At 44.9% G+C, this 25,425-nt stretch carries 26 protein-coding genes; 10 read left to right on the forward strand and 16 right to left on the reverse strand.

From position 1 onward, the window contains the following. Positions 1 to 23 precede the first annotated feature (23 nt). The 8 genes from METH11B_RS0125330 to METH11B_RS0125370 form a co-directional block, all read right to left on the reverse strand. Positions 24 to 1,649, reverse strand: coding sequence for a P-loop ATPase, Sll1717 family (locus METH11B_RS0125330; RefSeq protein ID WP_026604439.1), 1,626 nt, complete (start codon positions 1,647 to 1,649; stop codon positions 24 to 26). Between the two features lie 352 nt (positions 1,650 to 2,001). Then, positions 2,002 to 2,145 (reverse strand): type II toxin-antitoxin system RelE/ParE family toxin, encoded by a 144-nt coding sequence (locus METH11B_RS29645; RefSeq protein WP_197027001.1) that lies wholly within the window; start codon positions 2,143 to 2,145, stop codon positions 2,002 to 2,004. Beyond that, positions 2,145 to 2,387 carry a type II toxin-antitoxin system ParD family antitoxin gene (locus METH11B_RS0125345; RefSeq protein ID WP_026604440.1) on the reverse strand — a complete coding sequence of 81 codons (243 nt, stop codon included), beginning with the start codon at positions 2,385 to 2,387 and terminating at the stop codon, positions 2,145 to 2,147. Before METH11B_RS0125345 ends, METH11B_RS29645 begins: the two co-directional genes overlap by 1 nt. 181 nt (positions 2,388 to 2,568) lie before the next feature. Beyond that, complete coding sequence (locus tag METH11B_RS0125350) at positions 2,569 to 2,958, reverse strand: type II toxin-antitoxin system PemK/MazF family toxin (RefSeq protein WP_026604441.1); 390 nt, start codon at positions 2,956 to 2,958, stop codon at positions 2,569 to 2,571. Then, positions 2,952 to 3,206: an AbrB/MazE/SpoVT family DNA-binding domain-containing protein gene (locus tag METH11B_RS0125355; protein ID WP_026604442.1), complete on the reverse strand. Its 255-nt coding sequence runs from the start codon at positions 3,204 to 3,206 to the stop codon at positions 2,952 to 2,954. Before METH11B_RS0125355 ends, METH11B_RS0125350 begins: the two co-directional genes overlap by 7 nt. 221 nt (positions 3,207 to 3,427) lie before the next feature. Next, the gene (locus METH11B_RS29905; RefSeq protein WP_026604443.1) at positions 3,428 to 4,102 is read right to left on the reverse strand and encodes a DUF2130 domain-containing protein; all 675 of its coding nucleotides are present in this window, start codon (positions 4,100 to 4,102) and stop codon (positions 3,428 to 3,430) included. Then, on the reverse strand, positions 4,092 to 4,712 hold the full coding sequence (locus METH11B_RS29910) for a hypothetical protein (RefSeq protein WP_026604444.1): 621 nt from the start codon (positions 4,710 to 4,712) through the stop codon (positions 4,092 to 4,094). Before METH11B_RS29910 ends, METH11B_RS29905 begins: the two co-directional genes overlap by 11 nt. A 226-nt stretch (positions 4,713 to 4,938) precedes the next feature. After that, complete coding sequence (locus METH11B_RS0125370) at positions 4,939 to 6,531, reverse strand: SulP family inorganic anion transporter (protein WP_026604445.1); 1,593 nt, start codon at positions 6,529 to 6,531, stop codon at positions 4,939 to 4,941. 399 nt (positions 6,532 to 6,930) lie between these two features. On the opposite strand from METH11B_RS0125370, the gene pgaB reads away from it, so the two are divergent. The 10 genes from pgaB to METH11B_RS0125430 all read left to right on the forward strand — a co-directional run bounded on the left by pgaB (position 6,931) and on the right by METH11B_RS0125430 (position 17,431). Next, positions 6,931 to 8,790, forward strand: a complete 1,860-nt coding sequence (gene pgaB, locus METH11B_RS0125385; protein ID WP_231499674.1) for a poly-beta-1,6-N-acetyl-D-glucosamine N-deacetylase PgaB — start codon at positions 6,931 to 6,933, stop codon at positions 8,788 to 8,790. Positions 8,791 to 8,797: 7 nt separating this feature from the next. Then, positions 8,798 to 10,144 (forward strand): poly-beta-1,6-N-acetyl-D-glucosamine synthase, encoded by a 1,347-nt coding sequence (pgaC, locus tag METH11B_RS0125390; protein ID WP_026604447.1) that lies wholly within the window; start codon positions 8,798 to 8,800, stop codon positions 10,142 to 10,144. Further along, positions 10,141 to 10,578: a poly-beta-1,6-N-acetyl-D-glucosamine biosynthesis protein PgaD gene (gene pgaD, locus METH11B_RS0125395; RefSeq protein WP_026604448.1), complete on the forward strand. Its 438-nt coding sequence runs from the start codon at positions 10,141 to 10,143 to the stop codon at positions 10,576 to 10,578. Before pgaC ends, pgaD begins: the two co-directional genes overlap by 4 nt. Positions 10,579 to 10,656: 78 nt before the next feature. Beyond that, a complete protein-coding gene (locus METH11B_RS0125400) occupies positions 10,657 to 11,181 on the forward strand; it encodes a glycine cleavage system protein R (protein WP_020482067.1) in 525 nt (174 codons plus the stop codon). Between the two features lie 4 nt (positions 11,182 to 11,185). After that, positions 11,186 to 11,656 carry a peroxiredoxin gene (locus METH11B_RS0125405; protein ID WP_026604449.1) on the forward strand — a complete coding sequence of 157 codons (471 nt, stop codon included), beginning with the start codon at positions 11,186 to 11,188 and terminating at the stop codon, positions 11,654 to 11,656. 189 nt (positions 11,657 to 11,845) lie between these two features. Next, positions 11,846 to 12,085, forward strand: a complete 240-nt coding sequence (locus METH11B_RS0125410; protein WP_026604450.1) for an OadG family protein — start codon at positions 11,846 to 11,848, stop codon at positions 12,083 to 12,085. A gap of 53 nt (positions 12,086 to 12,138) precedes the next feature. Then, positions 12,139 to 13,944, forward strand: a complete 1,806-nt coding sequence (gene oadA, locus METH11B_RS0125415) for a sodium-extruding oxaloacetate decarboxylase subunit alpha (RefSeq protein WP_036276451.1) — start codon at positions 12,139 to 12,141, stop codon at positions 13,942 to 13,944. 144 nt (positions 13,945 to 14,088) lie between these two features. Beyond that, positions 14,089 to 15,216, forward strand: coding sequence for a sodium ion-translocating decarboxylase subunit beta (locus METH11B_RS0125420; RefSeq protein WP_026604452.1), 1,128 nt, complete (start codon positions 14,089 to 14,091; stop codon positions 15,214 to 15,216). A gap of 14 nt (positions 15,217 to 15,230) precedes the next feature. Beyond that, positions 15,231 to 16,472: a glycosyltransferase family 4 protein gene (locus tag METH11B_RS0125425; protein WP_026604453.1), complete on the forward strand. Its 1,242-nt coding sequence runs from the start codon at positions 15,231 to 15,233 to the stop codon at positions 16,470 to 16,472. Next, the gene (locus tag METH11B_RS0125430; protein WP_026604454.1) at positions 16,469 to 17,431 is read left to right on the forward strand and encodes a glycosyltransferase family 2 protein; all 963 of its coding nucleotides are present in this window, start codon (positions 16,469 to 16,471) and stop codon (positions 17,429 to 17,431) included. Before METH11B_RS0125425 ends, METH11B_RS0125430 begins: the two co-directional genes overlap by 4 nt. 44 nt (positions 17,432 to 17,475) lie before the next feature. Here the strand turns inward: METH11B_RS0125430 and METH11B_RS28155 are convergent, their stop codons facing one another. From METH11B_RS28155 to METH11B_RS0125470, 8 genes are all read right to left on the reverse strand, one after another. Further along, the gene (locus METH11B_RS28155) at positions 17,476 to 18,030 is read right to left on the reverse strand and encodes a methyltransferase domain-containing protein (protein ID WP_081733886.1); all 555 of its coding nucleotides are present in this window, start codon (positions 18,028 to 18,030) and stop codon (positions 17,476 to 17,478) included. Positions 18,031 to 18,054: 24 nt separating this feature from the next. Further along, positions 18,055 to 18,366: a hypothetical protein gene (locus METH11B_RS28160; protein ID WP_026604456.1), complete on the reverse strand. Its 312-nt coding sequence runs from the start codon at positions 18,364 to 18,366 to the stop codon at positions 18,055 to 18,057. A 571-nt stretch (positions 18,367 to 18,937) separates the two neighbouring features. Next, positions 18,938 to 20,098, reverse strand: a complete 1,161-nt coding sequence (locus METH11B_RS0125445) for a glycosyltransferase family 1 protein (protein ID WP_026604457.1) — start codon at positions 20,096 to 20,098, stop codon at positions 18,938 to 18,940. 271 nt (positions 20,099 to 20,369) lie between these two features. Continuing rightward, a complete protein-coding gene (locus tag METH11B_RS0125450) occupies positions 20,370 to 21,263 on the reverse strand; it encodes a hypothetical protein (protein ID WP_026604458.1) in 894 nt (297 codons plus the stop codon). Next, positions 21,253 to 22,722, reverse strand: a complete 1,470-nt coding sequence (locus METH11B_RS0125455; RefSeq protein WP_026604459.1) for a lipopolysaccharide biosynthesis protein — start codon at positions 22,720 to 22,722, stop codon at positions 21,253 to 21,255. The genes METH11B_RS0125450 and METH11B_RS0125455 overlap by 11 nt, the downstream gene beginning before the upstream one ends. A 187-nt stretch (positions 22,723 to 22,909) precedes the next feature. Continuing rightward, positions 22,910 to 23,590: a formyltransferase family protein gene (locus tag METH11B_RS0125460; RefSeq protein WP_026604460.1), complete on the reverse strand. Its 681-nt coding sequence runs from the start codon at positions 23,588 to 23,590 to the stop codon at positions 22,910 to 22,912. Continuing rightward, a complete protein-coding gene (locus METH11B_RS0125465) occupies positions 23,587 to 24,309 on the reverse strand; it encodes a WbqC family protein (protein ID WP_026604461.1) in 723 nt (240 codons plus the stop codon). The genes METH11B_RS0125460 and METH11B_RS0125465 overlap by 4 nt, the downstream gene beginning before the upstream one ends. Beyond that, on the reverse strand, positions 24,306 to 25,418 hold the full coding sequence (locus METH11B_RS0125470) for a DegT/DnrJ/EryC1/StrS family aminotransferase (protein WP_026604462.1): 1,113 nt from the start codon (positions 25,416 to 25,418) through the stop codon (positions 24,306 to 24,308). The genes METH11B_RS0125465 and METH11B_RS0125470 overlap by 4 nt, the downstream gene beginning before the upstream one ends. Between the last annotated feature and the right edge of the window lie 7 nt (positions 25,419 to 25,425).

A 25,425-nucleotide genomic window follows, 5' to 3' on the forward strand; every position in this document is an offset into this window, starting at 1 on the left:
GCATCGAGCTCCTCCGACACAGGCTACAATCTTACGCCCAAAGCGCGAAAGAACATTGGGTGAATAAATACAGTTGATGTTGGACGTATTTGGCCGGCTTCAAGTCTTGTAAGATTGTTTGTGCGAGTCCAGCTCGTGGAGTCAGTTGGTCCTGTCTTTATACCTATAAGGCCTATTGCGTAAAATTCCCGCAAAATATAGTTTCGTACAGAGTCAAAATTAGCGCTTTTAGCCGAGTATAAGCTATAAAGGGATTTTGTGATTGGGTCCGTGCTTTGTTCATTTAGAGAAAAAACAATTTCTTCAAACTTTCCCGCTAAAAAATCTTGGGTGATTATACGAACTTCAAAATGGTCTTTTAATCCATAAAGAAGCCGAGATGTATGCATTAGGTCTGGCAATATTATGCTCCATTCATTTGACAACGATTGTAATCTTTCGGCTGAATAGTTATTTTCAGCTTCTTTAATTATGGTTGCAGTAATTCTTGGTTTTCCAGTACATAACTCTAAACACTCATTCACAAACACAATAATATCTCTTGGACGGAAAAATGTTCGTTCTAGCATATAATCAAAAGTATCTTTTGTATCTACATGAGCAGGGAAAACATCTTTGAATGATACGTCGCCTTTTGTGTAATGATGCTTAATTAATTTATTGATTCTATATTGTACTATTTTTTCAAGCTCTGATTTTTCCCATTTTAAATTTAGGTAAAGTGCTTTGTATTTTTCTTCTTGAAATCCTGCTATTGTCTCTAGGTGAAGTACCTTATATAGAAGGTCGTGTCGAATTGCTAAAATTACTTTGACATTTGATAACTGTTTAAATCGATTGACAACATCAATTAAGGATCTAATCAGTTTGAACTTGATCCGGTCATCGGCCCAATCTTCGTCTAGCATGTCTATTGTTACGTAGTATGGCCTTTTTTCATCATCAAAGATGTTATCCTCTAAAACTGTAAGCATATTCTCAAGTTCACGTATTTGTACTTTTGAAACGGCATCCAGCCCATGTTCTTTGACTTCGGCACGTTGTTCAACGGATAATTTTTTAGCTCCTTCGGCGTTAAAGGTGATATTAGAGAATTTTCCATTAACACCAGCAGTCAGGCTCTGTTCAACTCGACTAGTTAATTCATGAATCCGTTGTTCAGTGGTTAACCAAAATTTATTGCCCCAAGTTTCAAAGTAGTCAATCGCTAATTCTTTATTTCTATCTTTTTTCCTTATAATTGAACTGATTGTTCTCATAAAAGTTTTATAGGACGCTTCGTCCTTAATTTTAAATTTTGCTTTTATAAGTTCTACAACAAGTAAGTGTTTCCATAGGAGAACGTAAAATGGAGATAAATTAACACCTGCTTCTTCGAAGAACGCCAATACTTTATTGGTTGCAATGAAGTTAAGTGATAAATCGTGGGGTGATAATTCAATTACATCGTTATTTGAATGTGCTAAGTGATACAACAGCGCAGTTTTTCCTGCCCCAGTTCTGCCAACTATAATTCTTTTCGGGTTTTTTCTGTCAAATAGAAACTTAATGTCTCCAGTATCTACAAAACAGTCGTCAAGAAACTGAGAGTCATGTTCTGCAGCTGCTGCACCAACATTGTCGTGTTTACGAAAAACAAAGTTATCCATTCGTTTTCTTCCTAATTTAGTGTTTTTTATGCTAGGTTTCGCTAGTTCCCAAGCTCCAGCTTGGGAATGCTATCTAGGAAGCTCTAGCTTCCTATCCACAACCAGACCGGAAGCTAGAGCTTCCAAGACCGGGGTTCCCAAGCCGGAGCTTGGGAACCAGATCACCCAGATCAAAACGCCTCTGATGTCATTATTCAACTCATCCAACATGATTAAATACATCCATGCTCTGGTGGGGAACGCCGATTATTTCTATGCCGGTATTGGTAGTGATGTAAAAAACTAAATGCCGGCCTTCGGGGAAGCAAAAATAACCGGGTTTTATATCGTCGCGCGCGTTGCCTAGATTGGGTTATTCCGCAAGCCAGTTGAAACGCTCGAACAGTGCGCGTAGGTATTGGTCGGCTTGCTCGGGACCCCATTGTTGAAACGTATAAAGCCAAATCTGCTCCAAATCCGCCGCCGCCAGTTGCCTGATGCGATAGCTTGGCTTCATTAGCTGTGATTTTTTCGCATCGAGGCCAGAAATTGTTCTTCGTCGAAATCCTCCTGCAACGGGCTGTCTTCGCCGGCTTGCAGCTTGGCTCTTAATGTCTGCAGCTTAAGTTCCTCTTCTTCCAGTTTACGCAAACCGGCGCGAACGGCCTCGCTAACCGACAAGAAACGGCCTTGCTGTATTTTTTCCTGCACAAAATTATCAAAGTGGTCACCCAGGGTGACGGAAGTATTTCTAGGCATGATCTCGCTCCCGATAAGGTGTATTAGATATTAATATACAACGGGGCTTGCGCCAAACGCTTGTTTTACCTATCCACATCCAAACAGGAAGCTGGAGCTTCCAAGGCCTGGATTCCCAAGCCGGACTTGGGAACCAGAGCAACCAGAGCCAGATCACGGCTCAATCCGGCACATCGGTAGATCAGCCAGAGCCGACTTGAATAATCTGATTCAACCGCTCGCAAACCTGAGCGAACAAATCGCCCGGCAAGGATTTGAGCGGATGCGGTTTGGCTTTGCGCAAGCGCCAGTCGAAGGATTTGGGTTGGTGGCAAAGCACATAGCTGGTTTGTTCGGCTTTGCGGCCGCCGGCTTTACCGACGGCGACTGCAAACGGATTGTCGGCGTTATAGGCGGCGGTTGTCATTGGCAGGCCGATCACGAGCGAGGTTTTTTCGTTGAAGATGCGTGGCGAAAGCACTAAAAACGGATGGATGTCGCGCATTTCCTGGCCGACTTGCGGATTGCAATCGATCCAGATGATGTCTTGCCTTTCCGGTACCCAAGCCGCTGTTTGCTTGTGGCTTACCAACGTTCGGCACCGATTTCTTCCGCGGCTGCCATGGCTTCGCCACCATGCCGCTCGGGATCGAAACGGGCTAAACGTTGTTCCAACGTTAAAGCCTCGTCGGCTAACGGGGTGATAATCACCTTGTCGTCTTCAACGGATACCCGTACTCGTTGATGGTTGTGCAAATGGGCTGCTTTGGCAATGGCCGCCGGTAGGCGCACGCCCAGGTTATTACCCCATTGTTTGATGTCGAGTATGGCTTCGGTCATGATGTTTCTCTGAAATGTTTAAACGCGAGTATAAACATGGTTTTATATTCGGGTCAATTTTGTGAATTTCTCTAGCTCCCAAGCTCCAGCTTGGGAATGCTATCTCGGAAGCTTTAGCTTCCTATCTACAAACAGACTGGAAGCTGGAGCTTCCAAGGCCGGGGTTCCCAAGCCGGAGCTTGGGAACCAGACGAAACCAGATCGACCGGCTGGTCGATAGCTCAGTCCAACTCATCATCCATTCCAAGCGCCCGCATTTCCAAACCTTCAATTTCCTGCAAAGACTTGCCGGCGATGCCCTGCAAATCACCGTACATGCCCACCGTAGCGTTCATCACCCGTTCGATTTGCGCTTCGCGCTTAGCCCATTGTTTGGTGATGGCTTTGCGTTCCTTGTCCAGGTCTTCCTGCATGGTGGAGAAGGCTTCGACGATGGCTTCCACGCGGTGGCGGAAGCGGGGGCCGGTCAGGTATTGGTAGACCATCTCGGTTTTGCCGTGTTGGCCTTCGGCGACGAGGCGGGCCATGCCGACTTCCAGCAGGGTGTGGCGCAGCACGGTGGCGACCGGCAAGGCGGCGCGCGGGGCGGTGACCCAGATGCCGTCTATCACTTCGAAGCTGTCCACGCCTTTGGGCAGGGCGTGGCTGACCAGGACGGCGATATCGGCCTTGGCGTTGCGTTGGTCTTCGCGCAGTTTTACCAACCAGCCGTCGCTCCAATTTTTGGTGCGCTTGGCTTCCCAAAGGATGCTGCCGGCGGACTGGCCTGAGCCGCCGACCACGCGTTGCAGCAGGTCGCCGCCGAATTCGCCCTTGGCGACCGGCTCGATATTGTCGAACGGAAACTTGGCGCGCAGCAGGTTTTCCAGCTCCAGTTCCTGTACTTCACCTTGCAATTGCTGTGAGCCTTGTTCGGATTTTTTGTTTCAGTTCTTCGATTTTTTTCTGCATGGAGGCGATGGTTTGGTCTTTTTCCATTACCCGCAGTTTCAGGCCTTCCTCGGCTTCACGTTTGGCTTGGTTGCGCACTTCGGCCAGATTGGTTTGTACGCGTTTTTCGATGGTCAGTTCTAGCTCGCGCTTGGCGTCGTCCAGTTCGCGCTGCTTTTTGATTAGCTCGGCTTGGGCTTGCTGGGCTTCGGCGAGTTTGGCGTCGCGGACTTTCAATACTTCGTTCAGTTCGGCTAGCTCCCGGCTTTTGTGCTCCAGTTCGGCGGCGGCAGCCTGTTTGGCTTTGCGGGTTTCTTCCTCGATTACACGCTGACGCTCGGCTTGCAATTGTTTGGCGACTTGCTGCGCGACTTGATCGTCCAGGCCGCGTTTGGCCTCCGCCAGTTGTTTTTCCTGATCCTTGATGCCTTGTTCGCGCAGGGCGATGGCTTGGTCTTTTTGTTGCAGCTGCTGTTCGAATTGTTTGCGGGTGGCGGCGAGTAATGGCGCGGCTAGCGATTCCGTCAACGGTACTTGCGTGCTGCAATTGGGGCAGATGATGGTGGCTTCGGTCATGTTGGGTGGTTTTTAGATAGTAAGAATAGGTGTAACTATTCAGCAAATCGCAAAACCCGGCAAGCCGCCGAAAGCATGTCCCCTCTCCTGATGGAGAGGGCTGGGGTGAGGAGAATTAAACTGGCAAAGTGCCTTATTTTGATTCCCCTCACCCTGCCTCTCCCGCTGGAGAGGATCTGCGGTCCTTTGCGCTGAAGAGATACTAATTTTTTGAGGCGCCCTATATTTATCTGCGCTGTCTAGCGGCTAAAGCATGGTCGCCCAGGGATTCCAGATCGGCTAGGCCATGAATTTCGCAACGGCCGCCGCGAGCGATGTAGTCTTCTCGGTAATGGGCGATAAACTCCATCACGGTGTGGTCGATCAAGTCGGTGGCGCTTAAATCGAAGATCACGGTTTGGCCGTCGGCCAGGCTGGCGACTTGGCTTTTTAACGCCAGAAAGTTGGAGAACAGCGCCGCGCCACTGACTTTAATAATCCAGCTGTTCGGCCCGTTGGCTTGCATTTTATAAGATATGGATAGCAGGTTACCCAAAGACACGCCGCGACCGATGTGCAGCAACAATTTAGCGGCGATGCCTATCAGCACGCCGATCAACAAGTTGCTGGCCAATATTGCGAAGATGGTAATCACGAACAAAGCCAGCTGTTCCTTGCCCAAGTCCATGCTTTTGGCAAAGGCTTGCGGCGAAGCCAGTCTAAAGCCGGTATAGACCAGTAGCGCGGCCAGCGAAGCCAACGGTATTGTCGAAATCAAATCCGGAAACAACACGACAAATAGCAGTACGAAGCCACCGTGAAAGAAATTGGCCCAGCTGCTGCGGCCGCCGGCGTCGATGTTGGCCGAGCTACGGACGATTTCCGCAATCATCGGCAAGCCGCCTATCATGCCGGACACCACGTTGCCGATGCCGACTGCGCGCAACTCCTTGTTTAAGTCGGAGTAGCGTTTTTCCGGATCGAGCTTGTCAACGGCTGCGGCGCTGAGCAGGCTTTCCAGGCTGCCTACCAGACAGATTGACACCACGCTTTCCCAAAAAGCAAACGCGCTCAGTTTGTCGAAATCCGGCAGATAGAAACTAGCTAGCAGGCTGTCCGGGAAAGTCACCAGAAAGTGCGGCGCAAATAGGATGTCTTTGGGGACGACAAACGCGTCTCCCGGTTGCAATTGATCCAGATGGAACAGATGGCCGAGCAGGATGCCGGAAGCGATGACGATGATAGGTGCCGGAATCTTGCGCAACAAGGGTTGCTGGATGTGCGGCCAGCCGATCAGCACCACGATGCCGGCCAGCGCGATCAAGCCGATTTGCGGCATAAAGTAAATCAGACTGTGCGGCAACGCGGCTATGCCGGACAGGATGCTGGCGCCTTGGCTTTGCACGCCGGCCATGACCGGTAATTGTTTGCTGATGATGATAATGCCGATCGCCGCCAGCATGCCGTGTACCACCGAGGCCGGGAAAAACGCCGCCAGCCGGCCGGCTTTGGAATAACCCAACACGGTTTGCAGAGCGCCGGCGACGACGATTGCCGCCAAAGTGTAGCGGTAGCCGGCCATTGCATCGCCGTCGCCCAGGGTTTGCACCGAGGTCAGAATTACCACTATCAAACCGGCTGCCGGGCCGGTGATGGTTAATTGCGCGCCGCCGATCCGCGATACCAGCAAGCCGCCGACGATGGCGGATATGATGCCGGCCATGGGCGGAAAGCCGGAGGCGACAGCGATGCCTAGACACAAGGGCAAGGCGATCAGAAACACCAAAAAGCCGGCAGTCAGGTCTTGCCGCCAATGATTTGCTAGCGAGGTTTTTTGCATGAATTCTCCAGGGGTGGTGTACTGGCCCGCCATACGTCGAGTTAATCGGTTGGTGGACTGGATGAGGTTTTTTATTCAATCATAACCAGTTTTTTCCGAACATTATGAAGTTTGTGGGGCGGATGACGTTCGAGCTTTTTGTCATGGGCGTGGTTAAACTGGAGTTGACGGCCTTAGTCGCAGGCTGGTTTTAATGTTTGACCATGCCTGCGACAGTGTGTCGCACGGACAAATAAAACAGGCCAAGCCTTATGATTCGGGTAAAATGCGCCGTCCAATTCTGGTCTTTTTTAACACTGAGAACCAGCTGTTTCCAGTCTCTTTTCCCGCTTTAAATTAATGAATATGCACTTTGTTGCCCGTGTAATTTTTGTCTTTTTCTGTTTGTTCACAGGGCCCTTGCTGGCCGCTGATTCGGGTAACTCCAGCTTTCTAGTATTGAATTATCACGACATTCTCGAAGAAGAAGAGCGGGTGCCGCCGTTTGATCGGATCGCGGTCAACAAAGACCATCTTGCCGATCATTTTGCCTGGTTGAAGCAGAACAACTTTCACGTCATCAGCGTCCAGGATTTGCTGGATTGCATGAAGGGCGACAAGGTGTTACCGACTAAAGCCGTGATGTTGACCTTTGACGACGGCTACCTGAGTTTTTATACCCGGGCCATGCCCTTGCTGAAAAAATACAAATATCCGGCCACCTTGGCGGTAGTAGGTTCTTGGCTGGAGCAGCAAAATGTGCCCGGCGTTAAACCGCTAATGACGCCTGCGCAGATTCGTGAAGTGGCCGAGAGCGGTCTGGTCGAGATTGCTTCGCACACCTATGATTTACATCACGGTATCGTCGCCAATCCGCAAGGCAATCAGCAAAGCGCGGTCACTTCGCGTTTGTACAGCAACGAATACGACGAATACGAGAAAGACGAAGACTATCGTAAACGGATTTTCCAGGAAGTGGATAAAAGCTCCGAGCGTTTGTTTCAGATATTGGGCAAACGGCCGCGGGTGATGGTGTGGCCTTACGGCGAATTTAACGCGATTGCGCTGGAAGCCACGAAATTGGCGGGTATGCGTTTGACCATGGGCCTGAACGACGGTGCCAATACTCTGGCTGATGCGTACGTGATGAAGCGCATGATGATCACCGATGACGTCAATGCCAAACAGTTCGGCGAAATCGTCAAAAATCAGCGGGTCGGCCAGGAGCTGCGGGTAGCGCACGTGGATATGGACTATATCTACGACGATGACGAGGAACAGACCGAGAAGAATTTGGCCCTGGTAGTAGAGAGAATTAAAGCCAGCGGAGCCAATACCGTTTATCTGCAAGCCTATTCCGACCCGGACGGCGACGGTAACGCCGATAAACTGTATTTCCCCAATCGGCATTTGCCGGTGCGCCGCGACATGTTCAATCATGTAACTTTGCAGTTGCGTACGCGAGCCGGCGTCAGAGTATATGCCTGGATGCCGATCATGGCTTACAAAGCCGATGTGCCGTTGAAATGGTACGTGAAAGAATGGCGCGACGGCGAGCCGCAGTTATCCAGACATATTTATACCCGTTTGTCGCCGTTTAACCCGGAAGCGCGGCAGTTTGTCGGCGAAATTTACGAAGACCTGGCTAAGCATTGTGACTTTAACGGCATTCTGTTTCATGACGACGGGATCTTGTCGGATTTTGAAGACGTGTCGCCGCTGGCGATGGAGTTTAGCCGCAATGTGTGGGGGATGCCGGCCGAGTTCGATACCATTCATGCGTCTAGCGAGTTACGCTTGCGCTGGGCGCAGCATAAAACCGAGTTGATTGGTCAGTTCACCGATTATTTGGCCGACAAGGTCAGGTTCTATCGGCCTTATATTAAAACCGCCCGCAATTTTTACTCCCTGCCGTTGTTAAAGCCGTATAGCGAAGAATGGTATGCGCAGTCTTTCCCGGCATTTTTAAAGCATTACGACTATGTGGCGGTCGAGGCGATGCCCTTTATGGAAGAAGCCGAAAATCCCAAGCAGTGGTTGATAGAGTTAGTCGAAAAGACCGCGCAATATCCGGGTGGCTTGGACAAGATGGTGTTCGAATTGCAGGCGGTTAACTGGAAAACCAAGCAAGATATTCCCATGCCTATTTTTACCGAGCAATTCGAGTTATTGAAAAAGCGCGGCGCTAAACACATTGGTTACTATCCGGATAACGTGTTTAACGATCAGCCGAAGTTGGCGGAGCTGAAAAAATTCTTTCCGGTTTCCAAAAAGGATTAAGCGATAAATGGAGAACTTGATAGACCAAGCGTGGGTACAGCAATTTATCGACTGGTGGTTAATCACCCAGGAAAATTTGCAGGAAGTACCCTGGTGGCAATTCAACGAATGGTTGTCGCGCTTTGTGTTTTATTATCCGCTACTCATGGCCTATGTCTGGATGTTGGGGGGCATGATTTATTACTTTCGTTGGGAGCGGAATCGCGGCAATGTTTTGTCCGATCTGCCCGAGTTGTCCGAATATCCGTCCGTATCGATTCTGATCCCTTGTTATAACGAGGGCGAGAACGTCCGGGAGACCATCGAATACTTGCTGCATCAGCAATATCCCAATTATGAAATCATCGCGATTAACGACGGCAGCAAGGACAACACGCTGGAGATTTTGCATGAGTTGGCCGACCAGCACCCTAAAATTCGGGTGGTCAATTTGGCCAGCAATCAAGGTAAGGCGGTGGGTTTACGTACCGCAGCATTATTAGCCAATAGCGAAATTTTGATCGGTATCGACGGCGATGCCTTACTGGCGCCGAATGCCACGGCCTGGATCGTCCGACATTTTCTGGAAGATCCACATGTCGGCGCGGTAACCGGCAATCCACGTATCCGCAACCGTTCCACCTTGTTGGGCAAGATTCAGGTGGGGGAGTTTTCCGCCATCGTCGGTATGATCAAGCGGGCGCAGCGTTCCTATGGTCATGTGTTTACCATTTCCGGGGTGATTGCCGGATTTAGAAAAACCGCGTTGCACGATGTCGGCTATTGGAGTCCGGATATGGTGACCGAGGACATCGACATCAGCTGGAAATTGCAGCTGGCCGGCTGGGCGATTCGGTTTGAGCCGAATGCCTTGTGCTGGGTATTGATGCCGGAGACGCTAAACGGCTTGTGGAAGCAGCGTAGTCGCTGGGCGCAGGGCGGGGTCGAGGTGTTGTTACGTTATTTCCGGGCGCTGTTTAGCTGGCGTTCGCGTGGTATGTGGCTGCTGTATCTGGAATGCTGTATCAGCCTGACCTGGGCGTTTCTGGTGGTGGCGATGCTGGCGCTGGTGCCGTTCGAGTGGCTTAGCAGCGAACCTCAGGATGCTTTGGAGGATTTGTCGCCGCATTGGACCAGTATGTTGTTGTGCGTCACCTGTTTGATTCAGTTCGCGGTCAGTTTGACCATCGATTCCAGTTATGAGCGCAAAAGCGGCGGCTCCGCGCAGCATTACTACTGGATGATCTGGTATCCGATTATCTACTGGCTGATCAACGTTGGCACCACGATTAACGGTTGCATCAAGGCGTTACGCAAAAAGCGCGGCCAGCGTGCGGTGTGGGTGACTTTGGATAGAGGCCTGAGGCAAAAATGAAAGACATCATCATCAACCAACCGCATTTGCAAAGTTTCCAACAAAAATGCGGTTCGGCGTTTATGTCGCTATTAAGCTGGATACTTTGGCTGTACTTTTTGTGGCCCTTGTTTACGCTCAGTGCCTGGCTGATGGGTTTGAAAAGCTTGTCCGACGAGATTCGCTGGTTCGGCGGGTATAAAACGCTGTTGGAATTATTGCAGTTGTACGGCGAGATTGTGGTGATCATTGCCGGTATCTGGTTGTTTTGGACCTTGTATTTGTCCTGGCTGCATTCCAGCGTCGCGCCGAAGCGCACCGCCCCCGTAACGGATCAACAGTTGGCGGTCGCGTTTAAAGTCGATGAGACCCTGGTAACGGCGGCGCGAGCCAGCAAGAAAGTAACGGTACACTTCGATAATCACGCGGTGATTACCGATATAGATTCACAGTAGTCGGGATTGCTTGGTCGCGGTTCTGCTTTTCGCAGTGTTGATGTTACACTGCGCTAGGCGTAATCAAGGACTTATTTTATGCAACTTGCAATCACAGTGTTGGGCAACAAGTCCAACGGTTTTATCGCGGAAATCCTGTCGGCGCTGAGTGCCTGTCAATGCAGCGTGGTGGAGCTGCGGACGTCCAATCTGACGCAAATCACTGCGGCTTACGTGCTGATTGCCGGCAATTGGAATCATATTGCCAAGCTGGAAGGCATGCTGGAAGCGATAAAAATTCGATTCGAAATTCAGATGAGTTTTTTACGGCCGGATGAAATGCCGCCGGTATTGGAGGGGGTTCCTTATACTTTAGAAACCATTTCCATGGATAAGAACGACGTGCTGTTCGCGGTCACATCGTTTTTGTTGGAAAGAGGCATTTGTATTGAAGAAGTCACGGCCAGCCGCCATCAAGCGGCATTTTTTAACACACCGGTGTTTTCCACAAAATATGTATTGCTGGTGCCGCCGGAAGTACGAATTTTATCGCTGCGTGAAGAATTTCTGGATTTTTGCGACAGTTTGAATATCGACGCTATTCTTGAACCCATCAAAAGGTGATCTGATGACTTTAGCCACTCTCGGCTCCGCCGTTCCCGATTTCGAAATTGCCGCTACCGGTGAAAAAACCGTCAAACTGAGCGATTATCGCGGCAAAAAAGTCGTTTTATATTTTTATCCCAAGGACAACACCCCCGGCTGTACCCAGGAAGGTCAAGGCTTTAGGGATAATATCGAACAGTTCAATCAATTAAATGCCGTTATTCTCGGTGTATCGCGTGACAGCGTGAAAATGCACGAAGGCTTTAAATGCAAACAGGAGTTTCCGTTCGATTTGCTATCTGACCAGGATGAGAGCCTTTGCAATTTATTTGATGTCATCAAAATGAAAAGCATGTACGGCAAGCAAGTGCGAGGCATAGAGCGCAGCACTTTCGTAATCGACGAAGACGGCGTGTTGGTCAAGGAATGGCGCAAGGTCCAAGTTAAAACCCACATCGCCGAAGTGTTGGATTATTTGCAATCGGCCGTTTAATAGACCGGTGCCAGTCCATTCCTATTGATCATGCTCTTCACTTAGCGTCAGACTAAGCAAACGACAGTCTAAGAATCCTGTTTTGCCTTACGCTGGCTAAGGCAATTAAACCCTTCGCCCCGCTCAGGATTGTTTAATCCGGCGGTTTTGGCGATAATGAACTCAGTTTTAATCATTTGGACGAAACACATGAACGAAATGCTGTCCTCAGGGATTGAGCTGATGTTAATAGGCATGGGTATGGTCTACGCATTTTTAGCCATGTTGATTGTGGCAATCAATGTGATGTCTAAACTGGTACGCCGCTATTTTCCGGAAATGCCTGCCAAGTTTTCGGATCAACCTGTCGTGGCAGGGAACGATAAGGCAGTAATCGCTGCTATTACCGCCGCTGTACATCAATACCGCAAAAAACATAAACACGGATAATCATACCCACAAGGTAGCAGTAATCGACCCAAAAACGTCTTTAGGAGAAAAGAGTGGAAAAGGTAAATAAGCCCCTAGGAATTACTGAGGTGGTATTACGTGACGCCCATCAGTCAATTCTGGCGACCCGGCTACGTATCGAAGACATGCTGCCGATTTGCGAGCAGCTTGATCAAATCGGATACTGGTCTATCGAGTCTTGGGGAGGCGCCACCTTTGATGCCTGCATTCGCTATTTGGGCGAAGATCCTTGGGAGCGTTTACGTCTGTTGAAAAAAGCCATGCCCAAAACCCCGCAGCAAATGCTGTTCCGTGGCCAGAATATTTTAGGCTACCGGCATTATGCCGACGATGTGGTCGACAAATTTGTCGAACGGTGCGTGGTCAACGGTATAGACGTATTTCGGATTTTCGATGCGATGAACGATATGCGTAATATCGAACGTGCGATTAAAGCCGTGCTACATACCGATGCCCATGCTCAAGGTACCATTTCGTACACCACCAGCCCGGTGCACACGATCAAGAAATGGGTCGAGCAAGGCAAGCAAATCGAGGACATGGGTGCGCATTCTATCTGCATCAAAGATATGGCCGGATTGCTGACGCCTTACGATGCTTACGAGCTGATCAGCAAGCTGAAAAAAGCCGTGGCGATTCCGATTCATATGCAATGCCATGCCACCACGGGTTTGAGTGTGGGTACGTATATCAAGGCCATCGAAGCAGGTGTAGATAATCTCGATACGGCGATCTCGTCGCTGAGTATGACCTACGGTCACAGCCCTACCGAAACCATCGTGGCTGCAATGGCCGGCCAAAAACGCGAAACCGGGCTGGATTTAATCAAGCTGGAAAAAATCGCCGCTTATTTCCGCGAAGTCCGCAAAAAATATGCACAATTTGAAGGCAGCCTGAAAGGCGTCGATGGCCGGATTTTGGTCTCGCAAGTGCCGGGCGGCATGCTCACCAACATGGAAAGTCAATTGCGCGAGCAGGGCGCCGCTGATCGTTTCGATGCGGTGATGCAGGAAATTCCGTTGGTGCGTAAAGATCTGGGATATATCCCTCTGGTCACGCCCACCTCGCAAATTGTCGGCACCCAGGCAGTGTTGAACGTACTGGCCGGCGAGCGGTATAAAACCATCAGCAAGGAAACCGCCGGTGTGCTGAAAGGCGAATACGGGGCTACGCCAGCACCTGTTGATAAAGCATTACAGGCCCGCGTTTTGAATGGCGCTGAGCCGATTACGTGCCGACCAGCCGATTTGCTGGAAGCCGAGATGGACAAACTGATTGCCGAAGTAAAAGCCAAAGCCGAGGCAGAAGGTGTGAAGCTGGCAGATAGTGTTGAAGAAGATGCTCTTATCGATGGCTTGTTTGCGCAAATTGGCTGGAAGTTCATTCAAAACCGCGGTAACCCGGGGGCTTTTGAACCTGTGCCGGGGGCTGAGAGCGTGGCAGCGGCGGTGCCCGCAGTTGCTCAGAAACCCGGCGTCGCTGAGACTTATACCGTTAATGTCGATGGTAAAAACTATCACGTAGCCGTGGCGCCAGGTGGTGCCGACTTAGTTGTTAAACCGGTTACAGTGCAGTCCGTTTTGGACAGCGGCCCCATGTTGGCAGCGACCGCGCCTATCGTTAGTGGCAGTGGCTTTGTGGAATCGCCGCTGGCCGGCGTGGTGCTTAAAGTCAATGTCAATGTCGGTTCCCATCTCTCCGAAGGCGATGTGGTTTTGATTATGGAAGCGATGAAAATGGAAACTGAGATCCGCGCCAAAGTCGCCGGTATCGTCAGCGCGGTAAACGTCCGTCAGGGCGATTCCGTGGCGGTCGGCGATGTATTGGTCACCTTGTAATAATTCTTATCGTTAAAAAGTAGTCTTGGTCTTATAGCTTGGGGCCGAGATCTAAGTAATCCTCTGATCAGCTATTCGCGCCACGCTGCTGGCTGGCGCGGGTATCAGTGATTCTGATCAAACAACCGATTTAATACATACTCCATGGAAAATCTTAGACTGTTGTGGGAAAGCACGGGTATTTATAACGTTACCGGGCCGCAAGTCATTATGATGGCGGTGGGTTTTTTATTGTTGTATCTGGCTATCAAGAAAGGCTTTGAGCCTTTACTGTTATTACCCATAGGCTTTGGTGCGGTGCTGAGTAATATCCCGGTTGCCGGCATGATAGACGAGGGCGGTATCCTCTACTATATGTATGGCGGTATCAAGGCCGGCATATTCCCGCTGCTGATTTTTATGGGTGTCGGAGCGATGACCGATTTCGGACCGATGCTTGCCAATCCCAAAACCCTGTTTTTGGGCGCCGCTGCGCAATTCGGTATTTTTGCGACTCTATTCGGCGCTCTGGCGTTAAATGCGGTTCCGGGCATGGATTTCACGCTTAAGCAAGCCGCAGCCATTGCCATCATCGGCGGTGCCGACGGCCCGACAGCGATCTATGTAGCGTCCAAATTGGCCCCTGAATTGTTGGGGGCGATTGCCGTGGCGGCTTACTCTTACATGGCATTGGTGCCCTTGATTCAACCGCCCATCATGCGCGCATTGACTAGCGAGCAAGAACGGCGGATAGAAATGCAGCAGCTCAGAGTAGTCAGCAAGGCGGAGAAAATCGTTTTTCCATTAATGCTGCTGGTTTTGACCGCTATGTTGCTGCCGTCGGCGGCACCGCTGGTCGGCATGTTTTGCTTGGGTAATCTGATGAATGCCAGCGGCGTGGTGGACAGGTTGAGCAAAACCGCGCAGAACGAATTGATCAATATCGTCACGATCTTTCTGGGTTTGTCGGTTGGCTCCAAGCTGAGCGCCGAGGCGTTTTTAAAAATGGAGACACTGGGTATTTTAGGCCTGGGCGCAGTCGCTTTTTCTATCGGTACCGCCAGTGGCGTAATAATGGCAAAAATTATGAATCGTTTCAGCAGTACGCCGATTAATCCTTTAATTGGCGCTGCCGGTGTTTCCGCCGTGCCGATGGCAGCCAGGGTAGCCAATAAAATAGGCTTGGAAAGCAACCCGCATAACTTTTTGTTAATGCACGCCATGGGACCCAACGTAGCGGGTGTGATCGGCTCCGCCGTGGCCGCGGGCGTGTTGTTGAGTTTGGTGCGTTAACACTAAGACTCTGTATGAGTGCTCAGTCAGCCAAGGATAAGCCTATCAAGGTACTTTGGCTGACATCAAGTTATCCTCGCAGTAAAGACGACAGTGCTTCGGTTTTCTTGCGCTATTTAGCGGAAGCCCTGGCCAACCAGAAAGTTAGTCTTCATATCCTTTCCCCTGATCATCCGGAAGTCCAAGCCACTACGCAACCTGACGGTATAGTCTGCCAGCATTTTCGCTATTTTTGGCCGCGTAAGCTACAAATGTTAGCCTACGGTTCGGGGATTTTACCCAACTTGCGGGCGGCGCCATGCCTGTTTTTGCAGGTGCCTTTTTTCATTATGTCCATGACTGTGACTGCGGCCTGGATTATGGTTGTCCAGCGGCCGTCGTTGATACACGCCCACTGGATTTTTCCGCAAGGCACAGTGGCGGTATTGTTAAGTAAATTATTTAGGGTGTCAGCAATCGTTACTGCGCACGGTGGTGACGCCTTTGCATTGAAGGGGGTTTTTGTCGGAGCTATAAAACGTTGGACCGTCAAAAATTGCTCGGCATGGACCAGCAATACTAGTGCAACTTCCGCTGCTGTAGGTTCTGATCTACCCAAACCACAGATAATTCCGATGGGCATTGACTGCAAGAAATTTGCAGGCGCAGATTGCGAAAGAACGCTGATGGGAAATGGCCCGAAAAAACTAGTGCTGTTGTTTGTCGGACGTTTAGTGGAAAAAAAGGGTGTAGCCGATTTACTGGGAGCCTATGTGTTGCTACCAGAGATATTACGAAAACAAACTGAATTGTGGATTATCGGTGACGGATATGAGCGTAAAAAACTCGAAAGCTTGGCGAGGAACATTCAACACGTAAATTCGATTCGTTTTTTGGGGCGTATTCCGAACCAGCAGTTGCCTGGGTACTACGCTGCTGCCGATATTTTTATTGCACCGTCCATTATCGATATCCAAGGCGATACTGAAGGTCAAGGGGTAATGTTATTGGAAGCGATGGCGAGCGGCTTACCGATCATTACAACTAATGTCGGCGGAATTAGCTCTGTCATAGCTCATGGAGAAACTGGGCTGTTGGTAAATCCAGGCAAACCTATTGAAATTGCCGCCGCCATTGAAAAACTACTTAACGATAAAAATTTCCGAGAGACCTTGAGCATAAAGGCATGCAAAGCTGCACAAGATTACGATTGGCTAACAATCTCTAGTAAATTCGTTAATTTATACAGAGAGTCAAATTCGATACGAGACAAATGAGTTTTGAAGTTAAGGAAAGTGTCAAAGCTGAGATAGCTTGCGTAATAGTCACATACAATCCAGATAGAAATATATTTTATTCGGTGATTTCACAATTGTTGAAGTCGCATGTATCTATATATATTGTAGATAATTGGTATTCCAATGAGTCGACTGGTTATGTAAGGGAATTGGCTAAACAGCACTCTGATCGGATTAGGTTGATTTGTTTGGAAACAAACTACGGTATTGCCAAAGCCTTAAATATTGGGGTCGATCAAGCGATAAAGGATAGTCATAAATACGCGCTTTTGTTAGATCAGGATAGTATCCCACAGGATGGTTTGCTTGAGGAAATGCTAGGCACAGCAAATCTGCTTTCGAAGACTGAGCCGCAAACAGCGGCGGTTGGTCCACGCTTGTACGACCCTAGATCAAATAGTTATGCCAAGTTTGCTTTGCTTAAATGGGGTGTTTGGAAAAAAATTGGGTGTGAAACTAATTTAGGAAATCTAATTAAATGTGAATTTCTTAATTCGTCGGGTAGTCTTATTTTTTTAAGGCACTGGGAAACTATCGGCTCTTTTTATGAAAATTTTTTTATAGACCACGTGGAAACAGAGTGGTATATGAGGGTTAGATATTTAGGATTTAAATGCTACGGTTTATGTAGCAAAAGCCATCTGATACATTATATGGGTGATAAAGTATGTCGTTATTGGTTTTTCGGTTGGCGCAATATGCCGCATAGGTCCCCGGAAAGACACTATACAATAGTAAGAAACGCCATTTGGCTATGGAAGTTTGAACATGTGCCATTTTCTTGGATTCTTAATGCTTCATTGAAAATTATATTTACATTTTTATATTTTTGTATTTTTGATGGAAATGGAAAAATGCAAGCAAAATATATATTGACTGGGATTAGGGATGGACTGAAAAAAAACTCGCGTTTTTTTGATAATACGCACGATTTATGAGTAATTTTTAGTATGCCCTATAAATTTACTGCTTAATAGCATGCTCAATTTATTGAATGGTCAGTTTTAAATGGGCTGTTTTTAAAGTAATGGGCTGAGTCGGAAGTGAACGCAGAATTGTCAATTAAATCGCCTTGACTAGTTTTTTGAGCTACAACCAAAATATGTAACGGTTCAATAGCTTCAGCCGCTATAATCTTTAATTGCATGTAGTCAATGAGTTTAACGGCAAGATGGGTGTCAAAAACATGGTGATGAAAACAGCGATTCTCAAAGTTTCGTTCAGAACGGGCCTTAAAGCAGTCTATGTCGCCAGCTTGCTGGTCACGCTCTAAGTCATGTAATGCAAGAATTTCTGGCATATGTGTAAGGTCATCTTCTCCAGTATTCGCCATAAAGTCAGAAATAAGATGTTCCATTGTGGTCACCGGTCGGCGATGATCGAAAGTGCCATCTTTGTGCGGAAGCAATACTACTAATAAGCTATTATCTTTCAATATTCTGATCCACTCAGATAATGCCAGAATTGGGTTTGCGGAATGTTCGAGCATGTGTGATGATAATAGAAAATCATAAGAATTCGATGCAATATTCGTCAAGTTGGTTGCTTCAAAAAAGAATTGCTAGCCTGGCTTTTTCTTGGGATTAAAATAAAATGTTTGTCCGTTTTCAATAGTACCTTCCCAAGTCGTCTCGTTCATATAATTGCAATTATCAATTCGAGATGCAACAGAATAAACTGGGAAAACTTCTTTTTTCATAAATACTGAGCTCGGTCCCCCAATTTCTATGCCTATTTTACCTTTAAACGAATGCCGTAATTCTGGAAAGCACTTGGCTTGATATAGTGATATATTAAGAAAATAAAGATAGATGGATCTTGCTAATCCAAAAAATCCTTTTTTAAGTAAAATAGCTTTAGCTTTTTTAATCATATTTAGGGAATATCTCTAAAGATTTAAAAATCGTCAATGCCTGGACGTAACGTTGATTTTAACCAAGGAATTGATGCCTAGTTATACTTCTTGTAAAACGATAGCTTGTGTTGCATGGGGGATGACGTTCAGTAGTTGTCATTTGGCCAAGATTAGTCATGATACTAGTGTATTGGAGATTAAATTCGTAAATATTGTTTCGGTTAAGTCGTTCGGTGCCCAGAGAGGGTGGAGGCCGCCAAACAATAAGCGATTTGAATGTTTGTTAGAAAGAGATCCCTGCGTGTTCACTCTGCTGACGATTTATATAGCTTGGTGTGGGCCTGGTTCAAAAGCTGACGGACAATTCCCCAGTTGATATAGCCAGAAACGGATTAACTAATAGATCAAAGCGTTGGCCGCAGCGTTCAAAAATGGAATCTAAAAGGTCGTTTTGTTGGCTAGTCATGACTTATTATAGGATTTGCTTGGAGGAGGGGCAGTGCTTTACCTGTTATGCCTGGGTGATTGCTCAAGTTGGCTGAGGCCTATGGGTAATCCTGTTGGATTTTAGCAGAATTATTTTTAGGTGCTAATTTTTTATTTTAGAGAATATCTTATATAATATTAGTACTTTATCAATTAGATTATAATAAATAGTCAAAAAAGCACGCGCGGGTGGCGGAGAGGGTGATCTTTTTAGGGGGGGGGCAATATTTAAAATAGTTTGAAAGGGGTGTGAATATATGTCTATAGAATTGTCAATTGAATATTTATAGAAAACTTCCTCTTGTGCATGTTCTATCATTGTAGTTGTTTTTATCTTGCCAAGAAGGATATTCTCAATTGCTAAAAACCAAGATTTAGGGTTGTTCTCCACTAGAATACCATTTAGGCCGTTATTAATACATGAGCAATATGGTGTAATGTCGCTATAAATTCCGAGAATGCCAGCGGCAGAATATTCGAGCCATTTAATATTGCTTTTACATTGATTAAACTTTGTGTCTTTTAGTGGTACTAACGCAATATGTATATCCAATTCCTTAAGACAAGAAGCATAGTCTTTGTAGTTTGGTTTGAAGTCGATGCTTCTAACTGATGGATGGTTACGAAAGGCCTTTGGGGCATCCCCGAAGAAAACTACATTAACTCGATCCTTATATTTTTTTAATATTTCGAAAACAGGTTCCTTTATGATCGCCCAGTCTTCTTGGTGTGTGGCTGTTCCTGATACCAGTATATTAAACTTATCGTGGTGCGGGCTTGCTTTGCTGAGGAATAAGTTATAGTTTACGAGGTTTTTTATTACATGAATGGGTCGGTCAGTGTATGGAGTTAATTCATTTTTTAATGGTGCTGTTGAAACAGTAGTTAAGTCAGCTTCTTTTATTAGCCATTTAATATATGGTGAAACTGTCTTAAAATAAAAAATACGAGGGTGTTCCGGTTGATTATCGAGAAGTAAATCATCTAAATCGTAAACAACGGGAATCCCTATGTTTAATAAATATAATAATAGCTCTGCGGTTTTTTTGCTTGGAAAATCTCGTTGAATAATGATTAAATCTGCATTTTTAGTTGGGTTGATGTCAAAGTTTTTCTTTAGGCAATTTTTTCTAGTATTCCAAATGATATTCCAGTTAAGTGATGATATAGGATAAAGAAGTCTGATAACAGAGCATGCATCCGTTGTGCAACCTTTTGAATAGACAGATACTGTTACGGCTTTTTTTAATTGAATTTCTTTCATTTGGCGATGCATATTTCTTAAATGTTACCAATTATTTCAAATGGAAAAACTATCCAAAAACTTAGTTTCAACGATAAAGCTCTTTATGTATGATATATCGAGTTGTTATAGTAGTATGGAGGGAGCCAAGTTTTGAGTATTTATGCGTCAATCATGATTTTATAAATAAAAACTGCTGTGATTTATTAGTTTTCTTTGGGAGCCTTTGGTTGATGCGCAAATCATTGAGTTGACTGGCGCTTAAATTCGATACAGCTAATTAATCAGAGATTCATTTGAAGTGTTTTTTACATTTGATTATAAAGTCTTTCACCATTCTTCTTGAAATGTTTTCTTGTTCTATGAGGGTTGGCAATAGATGCTGTCTGGTATTTTTTGCGTAATCGATGTCATCAAATCCGTATGCAATGCCATAACGTTTGCTTTCCTCTGATCTCCATCGGTCTTTGCTTAATCCCTCTTCGGGAATAACAATGCTTGTGCATCCACATAACGCAGCATACTCAGAATACATGGTATGCAAATCATACGAAATACACATTTCAACGGAGTTGAAAATATCTGCGATTTCCTTGTGCGGCAAGTCGTCAATTAATATTGAATTAGTGAGGTCATGTACTATTTTTTTGCCACGACCTTTTCTCAGGATGTAACACGTACCTTTTCTTTCCCCAAAATTACTTTGGTAATAAATGTCGTTGCGTAAGAAAATTATTTGCAATAAATTATCTCCATCTTTATTAAGATTTTTGTCATTGAACGCTTGTTGATAAAAAAAATACAACTCGTTTTCGAGATAATCTACTGTTCCGGTATGAAAGCCTGGTTTGTGTAAAAACCAGCGGACAATTTTTTTTGCAAATAGGGGGTTTCCGCCAATTATTTCTGGGTAAATTATAATAGCGTCTTTTAAATCGGAGTAATTTGCTATTGGCGTAATAAGGTTTCGGGATATCTTATATTCTAGTCTGCCGTATTTTAGGCTATGCCATAATGCGCAAATACTTTTTATCGGCTGTGGATATATCCACTCCGGCTTGTCAAAAGGCCATATTAACGCAGTCTCGCCCTCCAGATTTAGAAAATGGCAAAGTCGGTGTAATGCAATGGAACCTCCTATGTTTTCATTAAATTCAGGTGAGTAAATAATGAATCTATTTTTCATTCTCGTGTATTTTTAACATGAATAACAATTTTTTTAAATATATATAAGCGTCAGTTTTAATTGAGCTGTTGGCGGAAAGATATAGAAGGGTAAAAATCAATAGCTTGATTATAAAAAAATGTGTGAGGTTTTCTGTAATTATTCTTGACGAAAATATAGCAAATGCCACAGATATAATTGAAATTAGCATTTGGATTATAATTGGTTTCGCAATGCTCATATAAGGAACTCTTATTTCATTGGATGTAAATAAAATATTTAATAGAAGCATGGATAGAGAGTTTATGATCATGCAGTATAGGTATGCTTGAACTCCCGAAAGGTATAGAGTGGCAATGTTTATGCTTAATATTGCCGCCTTATATATTTCTAGGCGAAGGAATGATCTTGAATTGCCACGACAACTCAAGGCACTTACCAAAATAGCGCTAATAGGATAACTATATCCAGTTATGACAAATAATTTAAAGAATTCAATAGACGGTGACCATTTTTCTGAGAGCAGCATAATTATTATTTCATCTGAAATTAAGAATAAGCTTCCGGTGAAAAAAAATGAAACAAAACTAGTTATTCCGATCATTTTTAGAATGATACCTTGAAACTTTGGCAAATCGTTTTGAATTTTACTTAAAGCTGGAAACAATATTTCTATGAGGCTCCCGGATGAGTATTGAACTAACATGGCATTTAGAGACTTGGCGCGTTCAAAGTAACCTAGTGTCGCCGATGTAACTATCTTTCCAATGGCTAGTATATCTATTCTTTCAAATATTGAAGCAATTATTGCCGATAAAAACATCCTAAAGCCGAAACCCCATAATTGAGTAAGTGCTTTCCACGAAAAGTTCAAAATAGGTGTCCATTTGGCGACCTTCCAAATAATAATATTGTAAAAGAATGCCATTGATAACGCTTGGGCTACTAGGCTCCATACGCCTACGTTATGTAAGGCTAGCGTTACGCCCAGACTACCACTTAGTAAAGTAGCTAATAAGTTGGATTTTGTTAGTGCTGAAAAGCTTAATTCTTTGCGAAGTCTTATTGTGCTAACGTTACCAAAAGCATTTATAATGAATAATAGGGACATTGCTTTCGTTATTGGAGTTAGCGTTTCATTAGCGTAAAATAACCCAATCAAGTTGGCCGATAAAAATGTTACCGATGTTAGTAATAGACCTATTGTTATATTAAAATAGAAAACAGAAGAATAATGTATTTGTAGTGTTTTTCTTTTCTGAATAAGTGCACTGCTCAGCCCGAAATCGTTAAATATATTTGTTATGCCAATAATTACTATAACTAGTGCCATTAAGCCAAAATCCTTTGGTTCTAATGTGCGTGTGAGGATAATTGATGTAATAAATCCAATTATTTGTCTGATGGTTTTTCCCGAGAAATCCCAAAGAAATGCTTTTATCCCTTTTGATTCTAAATTTTGCAATTCTTTTAAGCTCAAGTTTGGTTGGATATGTTTTTAATTATATATTTATTGGCTGCGTTACGATAGGTACCTGTTCTATTTAGACTAGCACTTTAGAGCAAGTCATCTCATCTTATTCTGATTTTTGTTGCATTTAATGATCACAGTAAAGTTAATTAGAAGTCGGATGTGCTGGTGGTATTGGGTTAATATGACTTTGAATTTAGGTTGTTTGAGCTAGAGTGTTCGGCATTATTGCATCGAATTTCATGGCCTCATCGAAATCTAGATTTGGTGAAAATTCTCCAACGTGATAAGAGCAATTAATTATTTTTGGATACCCTTCGTCACTAAATTGTATGCGATTCTCCTCCCACCACCTCAATACTTGCAATAACATTTTACATTGCTGAATGAAGATACGGTGTCTATTTTCTGCAATGCTTTTTTCTGGATTAAATGGCGTTGCAGATTGAATCAAAGGATAACCTGTGTCTATCCCTTCATTAACAAAATGAATCGTTGCGCCAATAAACTTTGATCCTGATTTTATTGTGTCACCAAAGCCGTCTAGTCCTCGGCATGCTGGTAGAATCGATGGGTGGAGATTAATTAGCCTGTTTCTTGAGGCTGATAGAAATTCACCTTTAAAAAGCTTAGTATAAAAAGATATATATAGGTCAGGTTGATTTGATTTATATTCTTCTAACAAAGAGTTAGAAAACTTACTTGCACTTTTTGATTCAAAAACCTTTGTTGGTATACCAAAATTCTTTGCTATTTCAATAGCCCCACATCTGCGATCTGAGACGACATGTCTGATGCGTTCTCTAAAATAAGTGTTTTCCAAAAGGTTGCTAAGAACCCCTCCATTGGTGGAGGAAATAATAACAATATTTATCATTGCAATATTTTTTTTTCGTTAGATATTAAATGGACAGCATTTAAGTGGTTTTTAGTATCAACTGGTCCAACCTCCATCAGTACATCAATGATGGAAAGAGAGGGAGTAAAGCCTATTGATCTCTGTTTGTAAGTGAAAGGTTTCATCACAATAATTCGTAGGTCAATATCTGCAGCGCGAAAGGCTTCAATATCATATAAATCTTGACCACCTTGCAGGTTAATATAAGTTGTGACGCCTTCGCGCTTGCATATATCTAAGATTCGCTCTTGGCCTGATAATGCATTGTTTTTATGGGATAAACTAGACAATCGAAATTCAGTTTTAATTGATAAAAAAGACGCAAGTGTTTCTAGTTGGTTTCGCAGATAATCTGATAGGCTATCTGTTTTATAGCGAATTATTCTGTCTATTATTGGGAATACTTCGCAATAAAATGGAGACTTTTTATAGGTTATCTCAATAGATTTCAATATTTTATTTCGCCAGTTTGATGATAGCATCTGTATTTCGCAAATATGCTTATTTTGCGACGCCCGATTTAAAGGTACTGTAATATAATTAGGTTTTCCGTTAATTAATAGGCGATTACGATTGATCCATCCTCGAGTAATGTAATTTACATCGTCATAGATAACAAAGCGATCTACTGCATGCATCAGCTGCCAATAGCCAATATAGGGAAAAAAATATGGCTGCATGACGGCCAAGCTTTTCATTCATTTTCCTTGGTGATTACTTCGAGAATAAAATCAATCTGATCGTGGTGCAAATCTGGATAAATTGGTAAACAAATTACTTCAGTTGCAACTTTGCTTGCAATTGGCAAATTTGATTGATTAGCAGAGGATAAGCCTCTATACATTGGAAATTCGCTAATTAGCGGATGGAAGTAGCGGCGAGCATAAACGCCTTTGTTTCTTAGTTTTTGGAACAACTCATCACGGCTAAGCCGATACTCTGAGCTCACTAGAATAGGGAAATAGGCATAGTTGGCTGTTTTTTCTTGGGAATTCGATAAGCAATATATACCTTTTATGAATGCCAATCCTTTACGGTAATGAGCGTCAAGAGCTTTACGTTTATTTAATGCTTGATCAATGCTTTTGAGCTGTAAAAGTCCAAGAGCAGCGTTAAACTCACTCATTTTGCCATTAATACCTGGCGCAACTACAGTCACTTCATCTACGAAGCCAAAATTTTTGAGGTGATCGATACGCTGTTTGGTTTTTGCATCTGGACAGACGATAGCTCCGCCTTCAAAAGTATTAAATACTTTGGTGGCATGGAAACTCAGCACAGATAAGTCGCCATGTCTTAGAATGCTACCTCCATTATCTTTTACTCCGAAAGCGTGAGCAGCATCATAGATAACCTTGAGGTTGTAATTGTCGGCAATATTTTGAATAGCATCGACGTCGCAAGGGTGGCCGTAGCAATGTACTGGCATTATCGCTGTTGTTTGCGGAGTGATTGCCGACTCTATTTTTGTAGGATCGAGATTAAGTGTATCGGGAGCAATGTCAACAAATACCGGCTTTATTCCATTCCATAGTAGGGAGTGCGAGGTTGCCACGAATGAATACGGCGTTGTGATAACCTCTCCAGTAATACGTAACGATTGCAATGCGGTAACTAGAGCTATAGTGCCATTAGTGAATAATGAAATATATTTAATGCCTAAATAATCGCAAAGTGCTTGTTCAAATTGTTGATGAAAAGGCCCGCCATTGGTCAGTATTTTACTGTCCCAAATTTGTTGTAAGTATGGAATAAATTCATCAAGGGGTGGTAATGACGGTTGTGTTACATATATTTGATTGTTCACATGTGAC

It is taken from the genome of Methylomonas sp. 11b (genome assembly GCF_000515215.1).
Lineage (GTDB): Bacteria > Pseudomonadota > Gammaproteobacteria > Methylococcales > Methylomonadaceae > Methylomonas.

What these genes read in the sequence shown, in the direction of transcription:
- METH11B_RS0125330 (WP_026604439.1), bottom strand. Translation starts at nt 1,649, where the DNA reads ATGGATAACTTTGTTTTTCGTAAACACGACAATGTTGGTGCAGCAGCT.
- METH11B_RS29645 (WP_197027001.1), bottom strand. Translation starts at nt 2,145, where the DNA reads ATGAAGCCAAGCTATCGCATCAGGCAACTGGCGGCGGCGGATTTGGAG.
- METH11B_RS0125345 (WP_026604440.1), bottom strand. Translation starts at nt 2,387, where the DNA reads ATGCCTAGAAATACTTCCGTCACCCTGGGTGACCACTTTGATAATTTT.
- METH11B_RS0125355 (WP_026604442.1), bottom strand. Translation starts at nt 3,206, where the DNA reads ATGACCGAAGCCATACTCGACATCAAACAATGGGGTAATAACCTGGGC.
- METH11B_RS29910 (WP_026604444.1), bottom strand. Translation starts at nt 4,712, where the DNA reads ATGACCGAAGCCACCATCATCTGCCCCAATTGCAGCACGCAAGTACCG.
- METH11B_RS0125370 (WP_026604445.1), bottom strand. Translation starts at nt 6,531, where the DNA reads ATGCAAAAAACCTCGCTAGCAAATCATTGGCGGCAAGACCTGACTGCC.
- pgaC (WP_026604447.1), top strand. Translation starts at nt 8,798, where the DNA reads ATGGAGAACTTGATAGACCAAGCGTGGGTACAGCAATTTATCGACTGG.
- pgaD (WP_026604448.1), top strand. Translation starts at nt 10,141, where the DNA reads ATGAAAGACATCATCATCAACCAACCGCATTTGCAAAGTTTCCAACAA.
- METH11B_RS0125400 (WP_020482067.1), top strand. Translation starts at nt 10,657, where the DNA reads ATGCAACTTGCAATCACAGTGTTGGGCAACAAGTCCAACGGTTTTATC.
- METH11B_RS0125405 (WP_026604449.1), top strand. Translation starts at nt 11,186, where the DNA reads ATGACTTTAGCCACTCTCGGCTCCGCCGTTCCCGATTTCGAAATTGCC.
- METH11B_RS0125410 (WP_026604450.1), top strand. Translation starts at nt 11,846, where the DNA reads ATGAACGAAATGCTGTCCTCAGGGATTGAGCTGATGTTAATAGGCATG.
- METH11B_RS0125420 (WP_026604452.1), top strand. Translation starts at nt 14,089, where the DNA reads ATGGAAAATCTTAGACTGTTGTGGGAAAGCACGGGTATTTATAACGTT.
- METH11B_RS0125425 (WP_026604453.1), top strand. Translation starts at nt 15,231, where the DNA reads ATGAGTGCTCAGTCAGCCAAGGATAAGCCTATCAAGGTACTTTGGCTG.
- METH11B_RS0125430 (WP_026604454.1), top strand. Translation starts at nt 16,469, where the DNA reads ATGAGTTTTGAAGTTAAGGAAAGTGTCAAAGCTGAGATAGCTTGCGTA.
- METH11B_RS28160 (WP_026604456.1), bottom strand. Translation starts at nt 18,366, where the DNA reads ATGATTAAAAAAGCTAAAGCTATTTTACTTAAAAAAGGATTTTTTGGA.
- METH11B_RS0125445 (WP_026604457.1), bottom strand. Translation starts at nt 20,098, where the DNA reads ATGAAAGAAATTCAATTAAAAAAAGCCGTAACAGTATCTGTCTATTCA.
- METH11B_RS0125450 (WP_026604458.1), bottom strand. Translation starts at nt 21,263, where the DNA reads ATGAAAAATAGATTCATTATTTACTCACCTGAATTTAATGAAAACATA.
- METH11B_RS0125460 (WP_026604460.1), bottom strand. Translation starts at nt 23,590, where the DNA reads ATGATAAATATTGTTATTATTTCCTCCACCAATGGAGGGGTTCTTAGC.
- METH11B_RS0125465 (WP_026604461.1), bottom strand. Translation starts at nt 24,309, where the DNA reads ATGAAAAGCTTGGCCGTCATGCAGCCATATTTTTTTCCCTATATTGGC.